The sequence below is a fragment of the Phaeobacter sp. BS52 genome, assembly GCF_045040595.1.
GTDB lineage: Bacteria > Pseudomonadota > Alphaproteobacteria > Rhodobacterales > Rhodobacteraceae > Phaeobacter > Phaeobacter piscinae.
This window is the reverse complement of record NZ_CP090662.1, coordinates 2,523,501-2,542,396: the sequence shown is the minus strand read 5'-3', so window position 1 is coordinate 2,542,396 and position 18,896 is coordinate 2,523,501. Positions and strand designations below refer to the sequence as shown.

General features: G+C 58.5%; 15 protein-coding genes, 1 tRNA gene and 3 pseudogenes. 14 read left to right on the top strand and 5 right to left on the bottom strand.

Annotation, left to right across the window (positions count from 1 at the left end):
* Positions 1 to 18: 18 nt before the first annotated feature.
* Genes L0Z65_RS12310 through pcaC form a run of 4 tightly spaced genes read right to left on the bottom strand, consistent with a single transcriptional unit; the run spans position 19 to position 2,648 of the window.
* Positions 19 to 855 (bottom strand): 3-keto-5-aminohexanoate cleavage protein, encoded by an 837-nt coding sequence (locus L0Z65_RS12310; RefSeq protein WP_096870427.1) that lies wholly within the window; start codon positions 853 to 855, stop codon positions 19 to 21.
* An 11-nt stretch (positions 856 to 866) separates the two neighbouring features.
* Positions 867 to 1,511: a protocatechuate 3,4-dioxygenase subunit alpha gene (gene pcaG / locus L0Z65_RS12305; RefSeq protein ID WP_096870428.1), complete on the bottom strand. Its 645-nt coding sequence runs from the start codon at positions 1,509 to 1,511 to the stop codon at positions 867 to 869.
* Positions 1,511 to 2,236, bottom strand: coding sequence for a protocatechuate 3,4-dioxygenase subunit beta (pcaH, locus tag L0Z65_RS12300; protein WP_040171437.1), 726 nt, complete (start codon positions 2,234 to 2,236; stop codon positions 1,511 to 1,513). Before pcaH ends, pcaG begins: the two co-directional genes overlap by 1 nt.
* Positions 2,223 to 2,648: a 4-carboxymuconolactone decarboxylase gene (gene pcaC / locus L0Z65_RS12295; protein WP_405107970.1), complete on the bottom strand. Its 426-nt coding sequence runs from the start codon at positions 2,646 to 2,648 to the stop codon at positions 2,223 to 2,225. Before pcaC ends, pcaH begins: the two co-directional genes overlap by 14 nt.
* An 86-nt stretch (positions 2,649 to 2,734) precedes the next feature.
* Between pcaC and pcaQ the strand changes: the two genes are divergently transcribed.
* The 12 genes and pseudogenes from pcaQ (at position 2,735) to L0Z65_RS12235 (ending at position 15,088) form a co-directional block, all read left to right on the top strand.
* Positions 2,735 to 3,652: a pca operon transcription factor PcaQ gene (pcaQ, locus tag L0Z65_RS12290; protein WP_405107967.1), complete on the top strand. Its 918-nt coding sequence runs from the start codon at positions 2,735 to 2,737 to the stop codon at positions 3,650 to 3,652.
* 237 nt (positions 3,653 to 3,889) lie between these two features.
* Complete coding sequence (locus L0Z65_RS12285; protein WP_014878973.1) at positions 3,890 to 4,765, top strand: branched-chain amino acid ABC transporter permease; 876 nt, start codon at positions 3,890 to 3,892, stop codon at positions 4,763 to 4,765.
* 4 nt (positions 4,766 to 4,769) lie between these two features.
* Complete coding sequence (locus tag L0Z65_RS12280; RefSeq protein ID WP_405107963.1) at positions 4,770 to 5,855, top strand: branched-chain amino acid ABC transporter permease; 1,086 nt, start codon at positions 4,770 to 4,772, stop codon at positions 5,853 to 5,855.
* On the top strand, positions 5,852 to 6,619 hold the full coding sequence (locus tag L0Z65_RS12275; RefSeq protein WP_040171430.1) for an ABC transporter ATP-binding protein: 768 nt from the start codon (positions 5,852 to 5,854) through the stop codon (positions 6,617 to 6,619). Before L0Z65_RS12280 ends, L0Z65_RS12275 begins: the two co-directional genes overlap by 4 nt.
* Positions 6,619 to 7,392: an ABC transporter ATP-binding protein gene (locus L0Z65_RS12270; RefSeq protein ID WP_040171429.1), complete on the top strand. Its 774-nt coding sequence runs from the start codon at positions 6,619 to 6,621 to the stop codon at positions 7,390 to 7,392. Before L0Z65_RS12275 ends, L0Z65_RS12270 begins: the two co-directional genes overlap by 1 nt.
* A 43-nt stretch (positions 7,393 to 7,435) precedes the next feature.
* Positions 7,436 to 9,374: pseudogene (locus L0Z65_RS12265) on the top strand (AMP-dependent synthetase/ligase).
* 46 nt (positions 9,375 to 9,420) lie between these two features.
* Complete coding sequence (locus L0Z65_RS12260) at positions 9,421 to 10,581, top strand: ABC transporter substrate-binding protein (RefSeq protein WP_405107958.1); 1,161 nt, start codon at positions 9,421 to 9,423, stop codon at positions 10,579 to 10,581.
* A 153-nt stretch (positions 10,582 to 10,734) separates the two neighbouring features.
* Entirely contained in the window at positions 10,735 to 10,995 is a 261-nt protein-coding gene (locus L0Z65_RS12255; RefSeq protein ID WP_405107955.1) for a hypothetical protein, read from the top strand.
* Positions 10,973 to 11,653 (top strand): MBL fold metallo-hydrolase, encoded by a 681-nt coding sequence (locus L0Z65_RS12250; RefSeq protein ID WP_405112541.1) that lies wholly within the window; start codon positions 10,973 to 10,975, stop codon positions 11,651 to 11,653. The genes L0Z65_RS12255 and L0Z65_RS12250 overlap by 23 nt, the downstream gene beginning before the upstream one ends.
* 412 nt (positions 11,654 to 12,065) lie before the next feature.
* Entirely contained in the window at positions 12,066 to 13,730 is a 1,665-nt protein-coding gene (locus L0Z65_RS12245; protein WP_096870433.1) for a tetratricopeptide repeat protein, read from the top strand.
* A 155-nt stretch (positions 13,731 to 13,885) separates the two neighbouring features.
* A pseudogene (locus L0Z65_RS12240) lies at positions 13,886 to 14,876 on the top strand (NADPH:quinone reductase).
* Between the two features lie 137 nt (positions 14,877 to 15,013).
* Positions 15,014 to 15,088 (top strand) — tRNA-Gln (locus L0Z65_RS12235).
* Positions 15,089 to 15,350: 262 nt separating this feature from the next.
* On the opposite strand, the gene L0Z65_RS12230 is transcribed toward L0Z65_RS12235, so the two are convergent.
* Positions 15,351 to 16,364, bottom strand: a complete 1,014-nt coding sequence (locus L0Z65_RS12230; protein WP_405107952.1) for a LacI family DNA-binding transcriptional regulator — start codon at positions 16,362 to 16,364, stop codon at positions 15,351 to 15,353.
* A 267-nt stretch (positions 16,365 to 16,631) separates the two neighbouring features.
* On the opposite strand from L0Z65_RS12230, the pseudogene L0Z65_RS12225 reads away from it, so the two are divergent.
* Both L0Z65_RS12225 and L0Z65_RS12220 read left to right on the top strand, forming a co-directional pair.
* Positions 16,632 to 17,934, top strand: a pseudogene (locus tag L0Z65_RS12225) (extracellular solute-binding protein).
* Positions 17,935 to 18,007: 73 nt separating this feature from the next.
* Positions 18,008 to 18,889, top strand: coding sequence for an ABC transporter permease subunit (locus L0Z65_RS12220; protein WP_024098571.1), 882 nt, complete (start codon positions 18,008 to 18,010; stop codon positions 18,887 to 18,889).
* The last annotated feature ends 7 nt before the right edge of the window (positions 18,890 to 18,896 follow it).

Here is an 18,896-nt window from a genome sequence, read left to right as displayed (position 1 = left end):
GGTTGTGCGCGAAGGGTCTCAGCAGTTGGCAGCGCGCAGACCTAAAATGGAACGGGCTTCGGCGCATGTTGCCACAGGGCGGTTGTAGCGATCACATAGATCTGCGGCGCGGCGCACCAATGCGGCGTTGGAGGGCGCAAGCGTATGGCGGTCCAGCCGCAGATTGTCCTCCAGCCCGGTGCGTGTGTGACCACCCGCTGCGATGGCCCATTCGTTGACGTCCAGCTGACCGGCACCAATCCCAGCGGCGCACCACTGCGCGTCCGGAGCAAGCCGCTGCATGGTCTTCACGTAATAATCGAAGACATCGCGATCCACTGGCATCGCGTTTTTGACACCGAGTACAAACTGCACATAGAGCGGGGCCTTCAGTCGACCGTCCCGTGACATCGCCACTGCCTGGTGAATGTGCGAGAGGTCAAAGGCCTCAATCTCCGGTTTGACGTCATACGCCAGCATCTGTGCCGCCAGCCAGTCCACCAGATCCGGTGGGTTCTCATAGACGCGGGTCGGGAAGTTGTTGGAGCCGACAGAGAGCGAGGCCATGTCCGGTCGCAGCGACAACATGCCGCCGCGTTCGCGCCCGGCCCCTGACCGCCCGCCAGTCGACAGCTGGATGATCATATCAGGGCAGTGATGACGGATCCCGCCCATGAGCCGGGCGAAGCGGTCGGGATCCGAGGTCGGCGTCTCATCCTCAAGCCGGACATGGCAATGCGCGATGCTGGCACCGGATTCGTAGGCCTCGTGGGTGCTTTCGATCTGCTCTTCAATGCTGATTGGTACGGCCGGATTATGAGCTTTGCGCGGAACGGAGCCGGTAATGGCGACGCAGATGATGCAAGGATTGTTCATGATCAGCCTCCTCAGATATCAAAAAACACGGTTTCATCCGGTCCCTGTAGATGAATGTCGAAGCGATAGACCAAAGGTGTTGCAGCGGTGCCCGTGTCTGCCTGCCCCTTCCTCCGAGCAAGAAGAGTGCTGCGTCGAGCGGTCTGCTCGATCAGCTTCAGCACAGGGTCGTTACGGTTTGCCTCCTGCTCTTCCTCAAAGTAGAGCCGGGTATTCAGGCCAACGTTGATGCCACGCGCCACAATCCAGAGGTTGATATGGGGCGCCATCATTTGGCCGTCGCGGCCGCGAACCGGACCGGGTTTCACGGTTTCAAACTGCCAGTCGCCGGTATCAAAATCTGAAATCACGCGCCCCCAACCCTGGAACCCGGCCTCGACCTGTTGCTGCTTCCCTTCCGGTTGGGGCGTCTCCCGGTGCGCATATATCCCCTTGGCGTTGGCCTGCCAGACCTCGATCAACACATCCTTCAGCGGGGCGCCAGTGCCATCCAGAACCCGACCTTCGATGCGAATACGCTGGCCCTTGGCCTCTGGCCCCGCGATATCCTGCCCCAGCTCGGTCTCGTAGATGTCAAACCCGGCAGCGCCGGGAGCCAGACCGATATGGACATAAGGCCCTGCAGTTTGTGAGGGTGTTTCCTTCAGCGACGTCATCAGTTCCCCTCCATTCGGTTTTCGAACATCGTCGACCGACGTCCGCGCAGAACGATGTCGAACCGATAAGCGATCATATCCAGTGGGCGGGTTTCATTCATATCGAGCCGCGCGATCAACTGCTGTACGGCGACTGGATCCGGGATGGTGCTGACAATGGGGCAGCGGGCAATCAGCGGGTCGCCTTCGAAGTAAAGCTGAGTGATCAGGCGCTGGGCAAAGGCGCTGCCGAAGACCGAAACGTGGATATGCGCCGGACGCCAGTCGTTGATACCGTTGCGCCAGGGATAGGCTCCCGGTTTCACCGTGCGAAAGGCATAGGCGCCATTGTCATCTGTCAGCACCCGACCGCAGCCGCCGAAATTCGGGTCTAACGCGCCCAAATAGCCGTCTTTCTTGTGCCGGTACCGGCCAGAGGCATTGGCCTGCCAGATTTCTACCAACGTGTTGGGGACAGGTCGTGCGTTTTCGTCCAAGACCCGGCCATGCAGCAGGATCCGCTCTCCGATCGGACTGCCGCCATCACGCGCGAAATTGGTCAGAAGATCGTTGTCGCCTTCTGCGATGTCAGTTGGCGCAAAGGTCGGGCCGGTGATTTCGCTCGCCGTGTTCTCCAGACTGAGCAGGGGCAATCGCGGTGACCGGCTAACCGATGTTTTGTAGTCCGGTGTAAAAGCGGGCGGGTGCCAGCGTCGGTCGCGGGAGAAGTAATCAGGGGGCGTCATGGCTGTCTCCTGCATGGTTGTCTGTGGCCTCTTTTTCGGCGGCCATCTCGGCATAGGTTGTCTTGGCGAGCTTCAACGCATGGTTGGCGCGTGGCACCCCGGCATAAATGGCGACATGCTGAAAAACTTCTGCAATATCCTCGGGCGTTGCCCCTGTGTTTGCGGTTGCGCGTATGTGCATCGGGATCTCGTCAAAATTGCCGAGCGCTGCCAAGAGCGCCAGCGTCAGCATAGACCGCTCGCGGCGGCTGATCTGATCTGAAGCCCAGACCGTGCCCCAGGCGGCTTCGGTAATCAGCTGCTGAAACGGCGCGTCCAACGGGGTTGTGGTCGCATCTGCGTTGGTGACATGGGCGGCTCCCAAGACCTCTCGGCGAATGTTCTGACCTGCGTCATACTGTGGCTTGCGCATCTGCTTCTCCATTCGCTATGTGTTATCTCATATCGTAATTGGTCTGTATAATCCTGCAATATGGATATTTTTATGTCGAAAATGATATGCGTCTTTCGTCTCAGTTGAAACTCCGCCATCTGGAGGTCTTTGTCGAGGTTGCGCGAAAGATGAGCGTCACCCAGGCGGCGGAGCGGTTGGGTATGACCCAACCGGCGGTGACGCGCGCCCTGCGTGAGCTGGAAGCGGTCTGTGAGAAGCCGCTGGTGGAGAAGCATGGACGCGGTATTCGTCTGTCTGCCTATGGTGAAATGTTTCGGGACTATGCCGGACGCAGCTTGGCACTGACGCGTGATGGTGTTGATCTGCTGCGCGGGCTGGATGCGGCGGAAGGATCGAAAGTTACCATTGGGGCTTTGCCAACGGTATCGGCCACCGTGGTGCCAGACGCGCTGGCCAGTATCTGGGAGCAAGGCGGGCGCAGCCGGTTTTCGGTGATGTCAGGTGACAATCAATATCTCCTTGATCTGTTGCGACGCGGAGAGCTGGACGTCGTGGTGGGGCGTTTGCCTGCGCCTGAAAACATGGTCGGCTTGGATTTCGATCCGCTGTTTCGCGAGCGGGTCACGGTGGTTGTGGCGCCGGACCACCCGCTGACAAGGTTGGATGCTGCACATCTGCCGGATGCCCTGTTCGGCAAATACCCGGTGCTGATGCCGCCGCCTGCGTCGATCATACGTTCCTCAGTTGAGCGGATGTTCCTGGAGCAGGGCATCCCGATGCCCGATGCGCCCATCGAGACAGTGTCGTCGACGTTTGGTCGCCAATTCGCGTTGGCCCATCAGGCCATCTGGGTGATCAGCCACGGCGTTGTGAGGTCCGATCTTGCCAGCGGTGTTCTGGTGGCACTGCCCTTGGATACGGACAGCACCCGTGGGCCAGTGGGGCTGTGCCTGCGCAGTGAACATCGCCTGTCCCCAGCCGCCGCGAGATTCTGCGCTGCACTGAAAAACGTCTGCAGCTGACCGCGACGACACGACCTATTTTGGTGATGCTGTGGCCGGTTGATCCGACGCGAATATTAGGTGCTTTCTGCGAATCTGATAGCCTGTTTTTCTGGCCCTGACGCAGGGTCGCGTGGATTGACAGGTGAAAATGTATCTCTCTACTCTGGGTTTAATCGCGGTAACGAGCAGGCTTGAGGAGGCCTGCATCGTGCAAAAATACGCGAAAACCGCCCTGAACGGGCAGGGGAGGACATTTTGGACGGAGTGCAGCTGCTGGTCAGCGGGCTTGCGAATGGCTGTGTTTACGGCCTGATCGCGCTTGGCTTTGTGCTGATCTACAAGGCGACCGAAGCGGTCAATTTCGCGCAGGGCGATTTCATGATGCTCGGCGCCTTTGTCACGCTGGGGCTGACCAACGCCGAATATCTGCATCTGCCGTTCTGGTTGGCCGCGCCCTTGTCGATCGCGATCATGGCCGGGCTCGGGTATCTGCTGGATCTGGTGATCCTGCGCCATCTCTTCGGCCAGAACCAGACGGCGGTGGTCATCCTGACCATCGCGCTCGGCTTTGTCATCCGGTTTTTCGCGGGTGCCATCTGGGGGCATGAACCGCAAACGCTGGAGAGCCCGCTTGCCCTCGGTGATGTGCAACTTGCAGGGGTTGTTCTGGGCTTGGCGGATCTGGCGATCATCATTGTGACCGTGCTGCTGACCTGGTCGCTCTATCAGTTCTTTCAGCGCACCAAGCTGGGGCTGGCGATGCAGGCGGCCAGTCAGAACCAGATGGCGGCGTATTTCATGGGTATTCCTGTCAAGCGGGTACAGGGGCTGATCTGGGGGCTCTCGGGGGCAACTGCGGCGGTTGCGGGCATTCTCTTTGCCTCCAAAGGGGCGATTGATCCGAATGCGGGGCTACTTGGGATCAAGGCCTTTGCAGCAGCGGTCATCGGTGGTTTCGGCTCGCTGCCCGGTGCCTTGGCAGGCGGGTTGATCGTGGGTGTCATTGAACCCTTTGCCGCGCGATACCTCGCGGCTGGGTATTCACAGATTGCCCCCTACGTGCTGTTGCTCGCCGTGCTGGTGTTCCGTCCACACGGCCTGTTCAGCCAAGTCCGCACAAAGAAGGTCTGAAGCCATGCGGATCCAGTTCAAAACCAGCTACGACCACGATATCCGCCTGTTTCCCGACCGTCACAGCCTGCTCGTTTATGGCGCATTGATCGCATTGGCACTGGCGCTGCCGCTGCTGATCAATGAGTTCTACATTGGCGAAGTCACAAATGTTCTGATCTGGGCAATTGCCGGTCTGGGGCTGATGTTGCTGACCGGTCAGACCGGTCAGGCCAGCCTTGGCCACGCCGCGTTTCTGGCAATTGGCTGCTATGCCAATACCATCCTGATCGAACAAGGGCTGCCTTTTGCTGTGGCGTTTCCGCTGGCTGGGGTGATTACCGGGATCGTCGGGGGCATCATCGCCATTCCGGCGCTGCGCCTGCACGGGATCTACCTTGCTATCGCGACGATTGCCCTGTCTATCCTTGCCGATGATATCATCGTTTTGCTGGAACCCTGGACCGGTGGTGTCTCGGGCAAGTTCCCTGATGTGATCCGCCTGTTCGGTATTGAAATCGAGCGTTGGACGATGCCGGTCCGGTTCTACTATCTTGTGCTCGGTGTCACGGTAATCTGCACGTTGTTTTATCGAAACCTGCTGCGCTCACCGCTTGGCCGGGCCTTTGCCGCAGTGCGCGACAGTGAGGTCAGCGCCACCGCGATGGGGGTTCATATCGCCCGCACCAAGGCGACCGCTTTCGGGCTGAGCTGCATGATCACCGGTTGGGCCGGGGCGTTGATGGGCTATTACGCGGGCGCTTTCAACAACGAGACATTTTCCCTGGTGATCTCCATCACCTTGTTGATGATGATCGTCATCGGGGGGCTTGGATCCATCCATGGCGCGTTCTTTGGCGCGGTGGTGGTGGCGTTCCTGCCGCAGGGGCTGTCGATCCTGAAGGACAGCGTGCTGGGCAGTGGTGTTGCCATTCCGGGGCTGGAAACCGGCGTCTTCGGGATGATCCTGATCCTATTCATCCTGTTTGAACCAATGGGCCTCTATGGGCGCTGGCTGAAGATCCGTATCTGGTTTGAGCTGTTCCCCTTTGCTCGCAAGGACATGTTTCGCCGCCAGAAATCTTATCTCAAGACGGAGCGCCTCAGATGAGCCTGTTGGAGATTGAACATGCGACGCTGAAATTCGGCGGCGTGGTGGCGGTGAACGATCTCAGCTTCTCGGTGGAGGAGGGGGAGGTCTATGCCATCGTCGGCCCCAATGGCGCGGGTAAGTCGACGGTTTTCAATCTGATTTCCCGGTTCTACCAACCGCATTCGGGCCGTCTGAGTTTTGACGGGCAGGACCTGCTGCAGTCCAAAGCCGATGCGGTCGCCGACTTGGGCATTGCGCGCACGTTCCAGAATATCGAGCTGTTCGACCATGCGACCGTGTTGCAGAACCTGCTGGTCGGGCGGCATCGCCACCGGCGTAGCACGCTGATGGAGGAGCTGTTCTTTTCTCCGCGCGTCCGGCGTGAAGAGCGCCGCCACCGGGCCGCGGTGGAGGAGGTGATCGACTTCCTCGATCTGCAGGCCTACCGCGACAAGATGATCGCCGGGTTGCCCTATGGGGTGCGCAAGGTGGTTGAACTGGGCCGCGCGCTGGCGTCCGGCCCGCGGCTTTTGCTCTTGGATGAGCCCGCCTCCGGCCTGTCGGTTGAAGAGACACAGGACATGCGCTGGTGGATTGATGATATTCGCAAGCAGATGGGGATCACCGTGCTTATGGTGGAGCACGATATGGGGCTGGTCTCCAGCGTATCGGACCGGGTGCTGGCGCTGGCGGATGGCGCCAAATTGGCGGAAGGAACCCCGGCTGAGGTTCAGGCCAATCCTGCGGTGATTGAGGCCTATCTGGGCGCGGGGGCGGTGTAATGGGCGCCGCCTTGTTGGACATCCGCAATCTGGAGAGTTTCTACGGCCCCATCATGGCCATTCGTGGTGTCTCACTGTCGGTGGAGGCTGGTCAGATCGTTACTGTTCTGGGAGCAAATGGGGCTGGGAAATCGACGCTGCTAAAGACAATTTCTGGGATCATGGATCCTGAAAAGGGCAGTGTCAGCTTTGATGGTGAAGAGATCCAAGGCGAGGAGCCACACCGCATTGTCCGGCGCGGCATCGTGCATGTGCCGGAGGGACGGGAGGTATTCCCCCTGTTGACTGTTGAGGAAAACCTGACACTGGGCGCCTACACCCGCCGGGATCAAGCGGAGATCGAGCGTGATCGCCAGATGGTGTTTGACTATTTTCCCATTCTGGCGGAACGGCGCCACCAGGAGGCCGGGACGTTGTCCGGCGGTCAGCAGCAGATGCTGGCGATTGGTCGCGGCCTGATGCTGCGCCCGCGGATCATGCTTCTGGATGAGCCAAGCCTGGGGTTGTCGCCGCTACTGGTGCAGGAAATTTTTGGCATCCTCAAACGGCTGAACCGCGATGAGGGGGTGACCATGATGTTGGTGGAACAGAACGCGCGTATCGCGCTTGAACTGGCTCATGTCGGTTATGTCATGGAAATCGGGCGCATTGTCATGGACGGCAGCGCCGACCGGCTGATGGAGAGCGAGGATATCAAATCCTTCTATCTGGGCCATCAGGAGGCGGGCCAACGCAGTGAAAAACGCTGGAAGCGCAAGAAGACATGGCGCTGACCAAGAGGGCTGAACAGGCGCAAAAACATGGGTTCAAGCGCGGATGGGGGTAACGGTGACACAGACAGTGGTGGCGGCAGATCGCAGAGCAGAGCAGGATGGGGCAACGGCCCCGTTGCCTCAGGTCGTGCTGAACGGTGCCAGCTACAACGCGACGCCCGGACAACGGCCGGTCATGGTGGATCGCTGCGATACAGTGGCGAAGCTCTTTGCACTGCGCTGCCGCACGCTTGGTCCCCGCACCGCGCACCGAGAGAAGGACATGGGCATCTGGAAGGCCTATTCCTGGCAGGACTATTGGGACCACGCTGAGAAGATCGGCCTCGGCCTGATGGCGCTTGGGTTGGAACGCGGCGAAGTTGTCTCAATCCTCAGCGAAGATCGCAAGGAATGGCTCTACCTCGATATGGGTATTCAGGGCGCCGGGGCGATTGCCTCGGGGGTCTACACCACGGATTCAGCGCAGCAGCTGGCCTATCTGGTCAACGACAGCGGCAGCCGGTTCCTGGTGGTGGAGAATGACGAACAGCTGGACAAGTTTCTGGAGATTGAGGCGGAGGTTCCGCACCTGCGCTGGGTGATCATTCTGGACCGCGACGGGCTGCATGATCTCCGGCATGAAAAATGTCTGTTTCTCGATCAGCTCTATGATCAGGGGGCAGCCTATAAAATCGCCAATCCAACCGCGTTTGAGGATGCGGTGGCGCGATCTCGACCGGATGATACTGCGTTGCTGATCTATACCTCCGGCACCACGGGTCTGCCTAAGGGCGCCATGCTGAGCCATGAGAACATTCTGGCCACGATGGAATCGGGCGCGCGGTCGCTGGAGTGTTATGCCACGGATGAACAGCTGTGTTTCCTGCCGCTGTGCCATATTCTTGAGCGCAACGTCTCGGTCTATCTGCCGATGGCGGCGGGCAGTACGGTGAATTTCGCCGAAAGCCCGGAGACGGTCTTTGACAATATTCAGGAGGTCTCGCCTGCAACCTTCTTTGCGGTGCCGCGTGTCTGGGAGAAAGTCTATTCCCGCGTTCTGGTGCTGGCGCAGGAGGCGACCTGGCTGGGTCGCTGGGCCTTTAACCGGGCGGTGGCGGTGGGCGCGGCGCGGGCCAACTATGTGCTGGCCGCGAAACCCGTCCCGAGCGGCATCGCGCTGCGCTACCGTATCTGGGATCTGCTGGTCCTGCGGAATCTGCGGCGGATGCTGGGGCTGGACCGGTTGCGCCGGGGCGGTACGGGGGCGGCACCGATCTCACCTGAGTTGCTGCGCTGGTACTGGTCGATTGGGGTGCCCCTGATCGAAGGCTACGGAATGACCGAAAACGCGGGGCTGACCGCTGCCAACCGCGTCTTGTCCCATCGTCCGGGCACCGTTGGTCAGGCGGTGCCAGGCGTCGAGATCCGCATCGCGCCGGATGGCGAAATTCAGCTTTGGGGGCTGAACAACTTCCAGGGCTACTGGAACAAGCCTGAAAAAACCGCTGAAACCTATACCGAGGACGGCTGGTTGCGCACAGGCGACGTTGGACAGCTGGATGATGCAGGTTTCTTAACCATCACCGGGCGGATCAAGGACATTATCATCACCGCTGGTGGGAAGAATATCACCCCGGCGGAAATCGAGAGCTGAGCTAAAATTCAGCCACTATATTTCCGATGCGGTGGTGATTGGTGATCGGCGTAAATTCCTGACCTGCCTGATTATGATTGATCAGGAAAATGTCGAGAAATTTGCCCAGGATCGAAAAATCCCGTTTAGTGATTTTGCCTCGCTCTGTGCGGCGGAACAGGTGGTTGATCTGATCCGGGGCGAGGTCGACGCGGTGAACCGGGATTTTGCGCGCGTCGAACAGATCAAGGATTTTCGCCTGATCAATGTCCTGCTGACGGCTGAGGATGACGAGCTGACCGCAACGATGAAGCTGAAACGCGGGCTGGTGGAGAAAAAGCACAAGAACCTGATTGACCAGATGTATTGACATAACAGGCGCATCCGCGCCGGGGGACACAAGGGAGTAAGCGCAGATGAAGACATGGACAGCGAAGCTTGTCGGGGTAGCTCTGGCAGCGGGGCTTGCGCCGCAGGCGATGGCGGACACTCAGGGCGTCAGCGACAGCGAAATCGTGTTGGGGTCAGTCAATGACCTAAGCGGGATCTTTGCTGCGGTGGGCGTGCCTGCGGTAAATGGCGCCAATCTGCGTTTTGAGGAAGCCAATGCAAATGGCGGGGTCCATGGCCGTCAGATCCGTTTCGTGGTGGAAGACAATGGCTACCAGATCCCGAGGGCGATGCAGGGCTACAACAAGCTTCTGAACCGCGATCAGGTGTTTGCGATGCTGTTGTCGCTTGGCACACCGATGAATATCGCCGGTTTTAAACTGCTCGACCCGAAGGGCATCCCCAACATCAGCCCGCTGACCGCTGCGCGGCAGATGCTGCAGGACCCGGTGGACAATAAATTCATCGGCTTTTCCAGCTACTATGATCAGGTGCAGGCCGGGGTGAGCTATCTGGCAGAGGAGTTCGATGCCAAGGAAGTCTGCTCCATGTATATCCCGTCCGACTTTGGCAAGGAGATCAAGGAGGGCAGTGCGGATATCGCCGCCGATTTGGGCCTGCGTTTCGCTGCTGAGACGACGCACAAACCGGATGAGCTGGATTTTGTTGGCTCCCTCACCAAGCTGAAGGCGGAAGGGTGCGATGTCGTCACCATGGCGCTTGGCGTGCGGCAGGGGATCACCGTGGTTGGCACGGCCAAGAAACTGGGCTGGACGGATGTGAAATTCCTCAACACCTCTGCCGGATTTCTTGAGGTGGTGGCCGCCGTACCGGGCGGCGTGACAGACGGGTTATATGCGGCGGCAGGCTGGGCCGATCTGATCGCCCGGGCCAATGATGAAGTGCCCGCCAAGTTTATGGCGGACTATGAGGCCAAGTTCGGCCAGCCCGCCGGTGGCTTTGCCATGCTTGGATATAGCGCTGCCAATACCGTGGTGAACGCGCTGGAGGCGGCGGGCCCCGAGCTGACGCATGAGAGCTTCATCAAGGGGATGGAAAGCCTCGATTTCTTCGATGCGCTGACTGACACACAAATCACATATGGTCCTGATGATCATCGCGGTGCCGATGTCATTGTTATTTCGGTGGTTGAAAACGGCGTCTGGAAAGAGTTGAGCCGGAAGTAATTCATTTTCTCGCAATGAAAACCAAAGAGCCTGCAGATCGCAATCTGTAGGCTCTTTTTTTGTTCTGCGAAACAATCCGAGATATCAGGTCTGACGGGCTTCATTTTATGCACATATTTGAATATCATAAGGGCGTGTCGAGGGAGGCAGATCATGACAGTGACAAGACGGTGTTTCGTGCAGGGGTTGGGGGCGGGCATGGCTTTGTTGCCAGCGAGTCGCGTTTGGTCTGAGACCAGAGTCTCGCTTGGTGGTGCGGAGATTCTCAGCCTGTCCGATGGTCAGATGCGTCTGCCGCCGTCGTTCCTATACGGCGATCTGGATCCCGCCATGCTTGCCCCGGTTCTGGCAGAGCATGGGATGACGCCTGACGATCCGCTGACGCCGAGCGATCAATATCACCCTTCTGCGTGACGCGGATCGCATTGTTCTTTTCGATGCGGGGGCCGGGCCTGGCTTTCAGGATGGGACAGGGCAATTGCCGGATGCTCTGGCTGCGGTCGGCATTAGCCCGGAGGATATTACCCATGTTGTCTTTACCCATTGCCACCCGGATCACCTCTGGGGAGTTCTGGACGATTTTGATGATCCGCTTTTTGGCAACGCAAAGCATTTGATGGGACGTCAGGAATGGGACTATTGGTTTGATCCGGCGACGGTCGAGACGATTGGCGAGGAAAGGGCATCCATGGCCGTCGGTGCGCGTCGCCGGATGGAGGTATTGGCAGAGGGGATCACCCTGTTTGACGATGGTGCTGAGATCCTTCCTGGCGTTGCTGCGCGGGCCACTTTTGGCCATTCGCCCGGCCACATGTCGTTTGAGGTCGCCCGTGGTTCCGACAGAGTTATGGTCTTGGGGGATGCGGTTACCAACGCCCATGTCAGTTTTTCTGAACCGGGCTGGGAGCTTGCGTCGGATCAGGATCCCATTGCCGCAGCGCAGGTGCGGCAGCAGCTGCTACAGCAATTGGCCGCTGAACAGCTGTTGGTTGTGGGCTATCATCTGCCAGAGAATGGCGTTGGGTATGTCGAGGCCTCCGGCGATGGGTATCGATTTGTGCCGAGTGCTTAATTCAAAAACAACCCTTGCGTGCATATACTGGTTTGGTGAAGCTACATGAAATGGAGGCGGGTCAGATATGACCTGTTCCTTGAACTGTAAGCTCTTTCTGCCTCTTGCCCGTGGTTGGTTTGCATCGGTTGCTGAGACGAACAGGGCGGCTGGATTTCGATCCCACCCCTCTGTCCCGATCTACGTCGCACATAGATGGAGTGCTCTGGCATGGGTGCTTGCCAACCAATATCCGGGTAGGTTGGCGTTGTTACAAAAGTTCGTTATTCAAACACTTTGAAACCCTTTAGGTTGTATTATTTATGGTGACTTTTATTGATTCCTGTGAGATGGTTAATTTGTGGGTAATCAATTTGGTCGGGGTAAGGGGGTTTAGGTCTCGGTTGAATTGCCAGAGATAATGGGTTGGGATATGGAAAATAAACTTAGAATTCGCCAGTTTGGCGCGTTTGGAGTTTTTCTGCCCGATGGAGAGAGTGTTCTCCTCGGCTCAAAGCACCAAGCATTATTGGCACTTTTGTCTACCGCAGAGGGCGGGGTCCGAACGCGGGCCTTTCTTGAGCGTACACTGTGGAGTTTGGCGCAGCCAGAACAGGCCAAGGCCAGCCTGAGGACAGCGCTGTCGACCCTTCGGCGACATCTTGGCGCGGATTGCGCGCGTTTGCTGTCTGCCAATCGGGAGCGTGTGGTGCTGGATCTGTCCCAAATAGAGGTGGATGCAGATCCGGGAAAAGGCGATTTCATGGAGGGGTTTGAGCTTCCACATGAAACGACGTTCGCGGTCTGGCTGGAACAGCAGCGCAATGAGCTAACGCGAGCCGATGCCCGAAACCGGGCTGCGACCGGAATGCTGCGGGACTACAGCCGCGCGGTGCTTGACAGCCTGCTGCCACCAATTGCGGTTCTGCCATTTGTGCATCGTGCGCCGGGAGATGCGAAATCACCACTTGGCGCCTTGCTCTCGGAGGAATTGGTGCGCCATCTGTCGCGCAGCCATGCCTTTTGTGTGACGTCATATTTGGCCTCGCGGCAGTTTGATCCGCACCAAATCCGGCCAAGCGAAGTCTACTCGATGGCGGGCGCCAACTATCTGGTTTCAGGAACGGTGAATGTTACCGGACAGACGTATCGGCTTCAGGTCGATTTGCATGACGCCGAGCGTGAGCGGGTCATCTGGTCTCGAGATTTCACCGAGTCCCTCGCATCACTGACCAGTGGATGCAGCGCAGCATTGCGGGATGTGACTGCGCAGATCGGATGGACGGTTGTGGGGGAGTCGGTGCGGCTGGTTGGCTTTCGCCCCTTGTCCAAACATGACAGCCACACGCTGCTGATGGCGGCGATTGCACTGATGCAGGACATGCAGCTGCCGCAGTTCAATCAGGCGCAGGAAATTCTTGCTGTATTGCTGGAGCGTGAGGTGCAGCATCCGGTTGCTCTGACGTGGATGGCCATGTGGCACGTGATGCGTGTGCAGAAGGGGTTCTCGACCGACCGGCAATTGGATGCGCATCTGGCCAATCAGCTGATTGCGGCGGCACTGGCGCAGGATCCGTCCTTTTCGCTGGCGTTGACCGTGCGCGGATTGATCGCGAGCCACCTGATGTTCCGCTTCGATCTGGCGCAGGATTCCTATGACCTTGCGTTGAAGGACAACCCGAATGAGGCCCTGGCCTTGCTGCTCAAGGGGACAACGCTTGCCTATCAGAATCAGCCGGAAGATGCCGTCCGCCTGACTGATGCCGCGCGTCGCCTGTCACCGCTTGGGCCGCAGCGATATTACTTTGATTCGCTTTCGGCTACGGCCAACCTTGGGGCGCAGAACTATGACCGTGCGGTCAGCCTTGCGGATCGGTCGCTACAGGCCAACCCGACGTTCCCGGCAACGTTGCGGACGAAGGCCATCGCCCTGCAATCCATGGGTCAAACGGCCAAGGCACGGGATGTGGTGAAATCCTTGCTGGATGTCCAGCCGGGCTTCAATATCGCCCGTTATGAGAAAGACCATGCTGCCCCCAATGCCCCTTTTGGCAAGGACTGGAGCAAGGCGCTGAGATCCGCAGGCGTTCCTGCCTGAACAGGATGACAGCCGGGTGATCTTTAAACCGGGTGAAAACAACGCAGACGCGGGGGCTTGCAAGCCTGCCGCGTCTTCGTTCTTTTGCGGGGGTGACTGGTGCCGGGTCTTGCCGACGCGGGCGCTCGGTCGCATAGGGTGAGAGGGGCCACATCATGAAAGCGATCACATATCGGGCATTTGGACCGGCGGAAACTGTGCTGCAATTGGAGGACCTGCCCGATATCGCGCCTGCGCTGGGCGAACTGCGCGTTGAACTGGCCTATTCCGGCGTCAACCCATCGGATGTGAAGGCAAGGGCCGGTGCCCGTGCTGGCGTCTCTGAACTGCCCTATCCTGTGATTGTCCCGCATAGCGACGGATCTGGCGTGGTCGTCGAGGTGGGCGAGGGGGGTGATCCGGCCCGGATCGGAGAGCAGGTCTGGATCTGGAATGGTCAGTGGCAACGTCCAAATGGCACCGCAGCCACCTCGATCACCCTACCCGCAGAATCAGGCTGTTCCTCTGCCCGCAGGGCTGACCCTGCAACAGGGTGCAGTCTTGGGTATTCCTGCACTTACAGCGGCCCATACAGTATTTTCCGGCGGCGATGTCGGTGGCAAAACGGTACTGATCCAAGGCGGCGCCGGGACGGTTGGTCTGCTGGCAGTGCAGCTGGCCAAATGGGGCGGCGCGCGGGTGGTTGCCACCTGCTCGTCTGCGGATTTTGAGCGGGTCCAGCGTGCCGGAGCTGATGCAGTGCTGAGTTACGCTGAGGATGATCTGGCTGACCAGATCCTGGCCGCAAACGGGGGCCGTCCCGTGGATCACATTGTTGAGGTTGAATTTGGTGCCAATTGTGCGGTCGACACCGCTGTCATCGCCCCCAACGGACGCATCACCGCATATGGATCGGCACGGGACATGACCCCAAGCCTGCCGTTCTATCCCTTGATGTTTAAAGCCGTAACGCTGGAGATGGCGCTGGTCTATCTGCTGCCCGCAGAGGCCCGGCGCAATGCCATCGAACGTATCAATGCCGCTGCGGCGCAGGGCGCGCTTCAGCCTCCTATCGCCGCGGTTTTCGACCTGGCGGATACAGCTCAGGCGCATCAGGCCGTGGAGGCCGGAAAACGCGCGGGCGCGATCCTTGTAAAGACTGGGTGAGCCACGAAAAACCAAAGATCGCAGGCGGTGATTTCCAAGGCCAATCCACGCGATCAAAGGGAAGCGCGAAAACTGCATTTTTTTCCAGAAACCCCCTTGCGCCTCCCGATATCTGCCTTTAGACAGCCGCTCACCGATGGGGTGTGGCCAAGTGGTAAGGCAACAGTTTTTGGTACTGAAGATCGTAGGTTCGAATCCTACCACCCCAGCCATTTTTCTCTGAACATCCGATAAACTAGACGATTTGCCCTCGGGCGTATGCTCGGGCTGTTCACGGCGTTTACGCGGTGGTCACGCAAACAGTGGTTATGACTGCTAGGTGAGTGTTCTTCCTCATATTGCTGAGCAGATGCTATCCAAATCGCGTGTTGATCCGCGCTGCCGACCTGTGCCTGTTCCTCTGGGGGGAAGTCAGAGGGGCATGTCTTAGGCGGGGTAAGATATTGGATTTGTTTTAGAAATAGGATGTGGTGGTCAATGCGTGTCACGCAGAATGATTTCCGCATCCAGCAGCACGGTCTCTTCCTGCGCCTGAGGGTGGTCAAGGCGCCGATCCAGACAGCACAATACCGCAGCGACCATGTCACCAATAGGGTTTCGCAATGTGGTCAGCCGGATCGTTGGCCAGCGGGCCATTTCGATATCGTCAAAACCGATGACCGAGATATCCTGTGATACGGTACGCCCGGCATCCTTCAGCGCCCCGAGTGCCCCGATGGCCATGGCATCATTGGCACAGAATATTCCATCGAAGTTGGCCTGTTCCAACAGTCTTTGTGTGGCGAAATACCCGCTCTCGGTCGTGTAGTTTCCTTTGATTTCTCCAGCAAGGGTGAGCCGATGCTTCGCCAGGCCGTCGAGCAGCCCATTCCGACGCTCAGCGGTCGCGCCGAAGTCGTCGGGCCCGCCCACCAATGCGACGTGCTGCCGCCCCCGTTGCGCAAACAAATCTGCTGCCAGCATCGCCGCCTGATGATTGCGCAGGCATATGTTATCGACCCGCTCAGCGTCGATGATACGGCCAGAGGCAATGACGGGGATATGCAGTTTGCTGCAAAGATCGACAATCTCGGAGGCGAGGCTGCCGCTGCGCAGAATCATCGCGTCCAGCGGATATCGCAGCACCTGAGTGACGGCATCGCGGGCATGGTCGCCACTACCAGCGATCACCACAGGCCATTTACCCGCAGCGTTTAGGCCAGCAATCAGGGCCGAGGTGGCCTCTTTGTCGTATTCATTCCGCATCTCCCCCGCAAAGACCGCAACCAGATTTGAGCGGGCGCCCTGCAACGTGGCCGCCAGCGCGTTTGGTTGATAGCCCAGCTCATGGGCGGCCAACAGGATGCGTTCGCGCTTCTCCTGATCAAGATAGGCGCCCTCGGTGAAGGCCCGTGACACTGCCGAACGCGAAACACCTGCGATTTCAGCGACATCCGCTGCTGTCACGCGCGAAAGCCGCCTACCAGCTGCTGGGCCTTGTCGTTTCATCTGTCGTCCCTCTCGGGCGGGATGTTTTTTTCGTTAAACACCGAAACCCTTGACACAACCGTTACATACCGCCCCTATATGAACACGTGTGCAGGTCTGGTGCAACGGACTCGTTCCTGAGACAAAAGCGCTTAAAGCGCTGCTGCAGCAGAGCTCACTGGCCTAAGGGGAGGCCAATTCATAATGCCGCGGCGGGCTGAACCGGTCGCCGTGGTTCAATTGGAACCGCTCGCTCGCAAAAGGGCGACGGAGGACCGGAGACAGAAGATGAAACGTATTGCGTTCACAACCGCTGCCACGCTGGCATTCGCCGCCAATGCTGCATATGCCGAAACTGAAATCACCTGGTGGCACGCCATGGGTGGTGCGCTGGGTGATACCGTCAACCAGATCGCATCTGACTTCAACGCGAGCCAGGATGAGTATAAGATCACCCCGGTTTTCAAGGGCACCTATGAAGAGACCCTGACCGCAGGCATCGCCGCCTTCCGCGCGGGTGAGCAACCCAATGTGATGCAGGTGTTTGACGCTAAGCGCGGCTACCGTGATTGGCGCGAAGGGCGCGACCATTCCGGTGCAGGATCTTCTGGCCGACAATGGCGTTGATTTCGATATCAACGACTATATCGCTGGTGTGCGCTATTTCTACGCCGACAGCGATGGCAAGATGATCGGCATGCCGTTCAACTCTTCCACGCCCATCATGTACTATAACATCCAGGCGCTAGAAAAAGCGGGGGTTACCGCACCCAAGACCTGGGAAGAATTCCAGACCGTGACCGCACCCGCGCTGAAAGAGGCCGGGTATACCGCCCTTTCGCAATCGCACCTGCCCTGGATCTTCACCGAGAACTTCCATTCCCGCCATAACCTGCCGTTTGCAACCAACAACAATGGTTACGACAGCGTCGACACGCAGATTCTGGTGAACAATGACGCGATCAAGGCGCATTTCACCGCTGTGACCGACTGGCAGGAAAAGGGCCATTTCGAATGGTTCGGCACAGGCTGGGGCGACAACCAGACGCCGTTTGAAGAAGGCAAGGTTGCCATGTGGCTGGGGTCTTCCGGCTCCTTTGGTGGTCTGAGCAAGAAAGACCTGCCGTTTGATTTCTCCGCTACCATGCTGCCCTATTGGGAAGGTGTGACCAAAGAGCCGACGCAGACGTTTATCGGCGGCGCGTCCCTGTTTGCGATGGCTGGTCATGATGCCGAAGAAAACAAGGCAACTGCTGCGTTCTTCGACTTCCTGACCTCTTCTGAGGTGCAGTATTTCTGGCACAAAGAGACCGGATATGTGCCGATCACAGAAGCCGCCTATGAAATGGCAAAAGCGGACGGCCATTATGACCGTGCGCCTGCTGCCGAGGTTGGTATCCAGCAGCTGTCGCTGCCCGGTGGTGACAACACCAAAGGCTATCGCATGGGCTTCTACGTGCAGATTCGCGACGTGATGAACCGTGAATACGGCCGCATCCTGACTGGTGAGACATCGGTTGAAGACGCGTTCAACGCCATCGAAGCCGAAGCCAACAACCTGCTGGCCCGTTTCGCAAAAACCCAAGGCTAATCGCGGGGCTTCCCCTTACTTGTGACGGCCGCAGCCCCTGCGGCCGTCACGCATTCCAACGAAGAGGCACACCGTGAAACGCGCCGGATTCTCGACCAAGTGGATGCCGATCCTGTTGCTTATGCCGCAGCTCGTCATTATCGCTATTTTCTTCTATTGGCCCGCCTGGCATGCAATCCAGTCGTCCTTCTACCTTCAGGATCCGTTTGGGTTTGGCTCTACCTTCGTGGGGCTGGATAACTATACCGATCTTCTGGGCAATTCCGAATATCGCCGTGTCGCGATCTTCACTCTCGTCTTTACAGTGCTGGTAACCTTCTTCTCGCTGGCGATTGCACTGCTGTTGGCGGTGAAGGCGGACAATGTTCTGCGCGGTGCCCGCACCTACCGGACGCTTCTGATGTGGGTCTACGCGGTGGCACCGCCGGTTGCAGGCTTCATCGGCCTGATCATGTTCGACCAGAGCTGGGGGCCGCTGACGCGCCTTGCTGGCGTCTTTGGTTGGGATTTTGTGTTGGGTGTGAATTTCAATGACACTGCTGCCGCCATGGTTCTGGTGTCGGTCTGGAAACAGATTCCGGTCAACTTCATCTTCTTTTTGTCCGGGCTTCAGTCGATCCCGCGTTCCGTGCGCGAAGCGGCCCTGATCGACAATCGCTCAGCCACAGGCCGGTTCTGGGATGTCACCTTTCCGCTGCTGGCGCCGACCGGCTTCTTCCTGCTGATCATCAATATCACCTATGCGCTGTTCGACACCTTCGGCATCGTCGATACCCTTGTGAAAGGTGAGCCGGGGAACAACCCGATGACCCTGGTTTACAAGGTCTACGTGGATGGTTTCCGTGGCAACGACCTGGGTGGTTCGTCGGCGCAGTCGGTTATTCTGATGGTCCTTGTCCTGGCGCTTACGATCTTTCAGTTCCGGCTGATCGACCGCCGCATCCACTATACCTGAGGGGGCT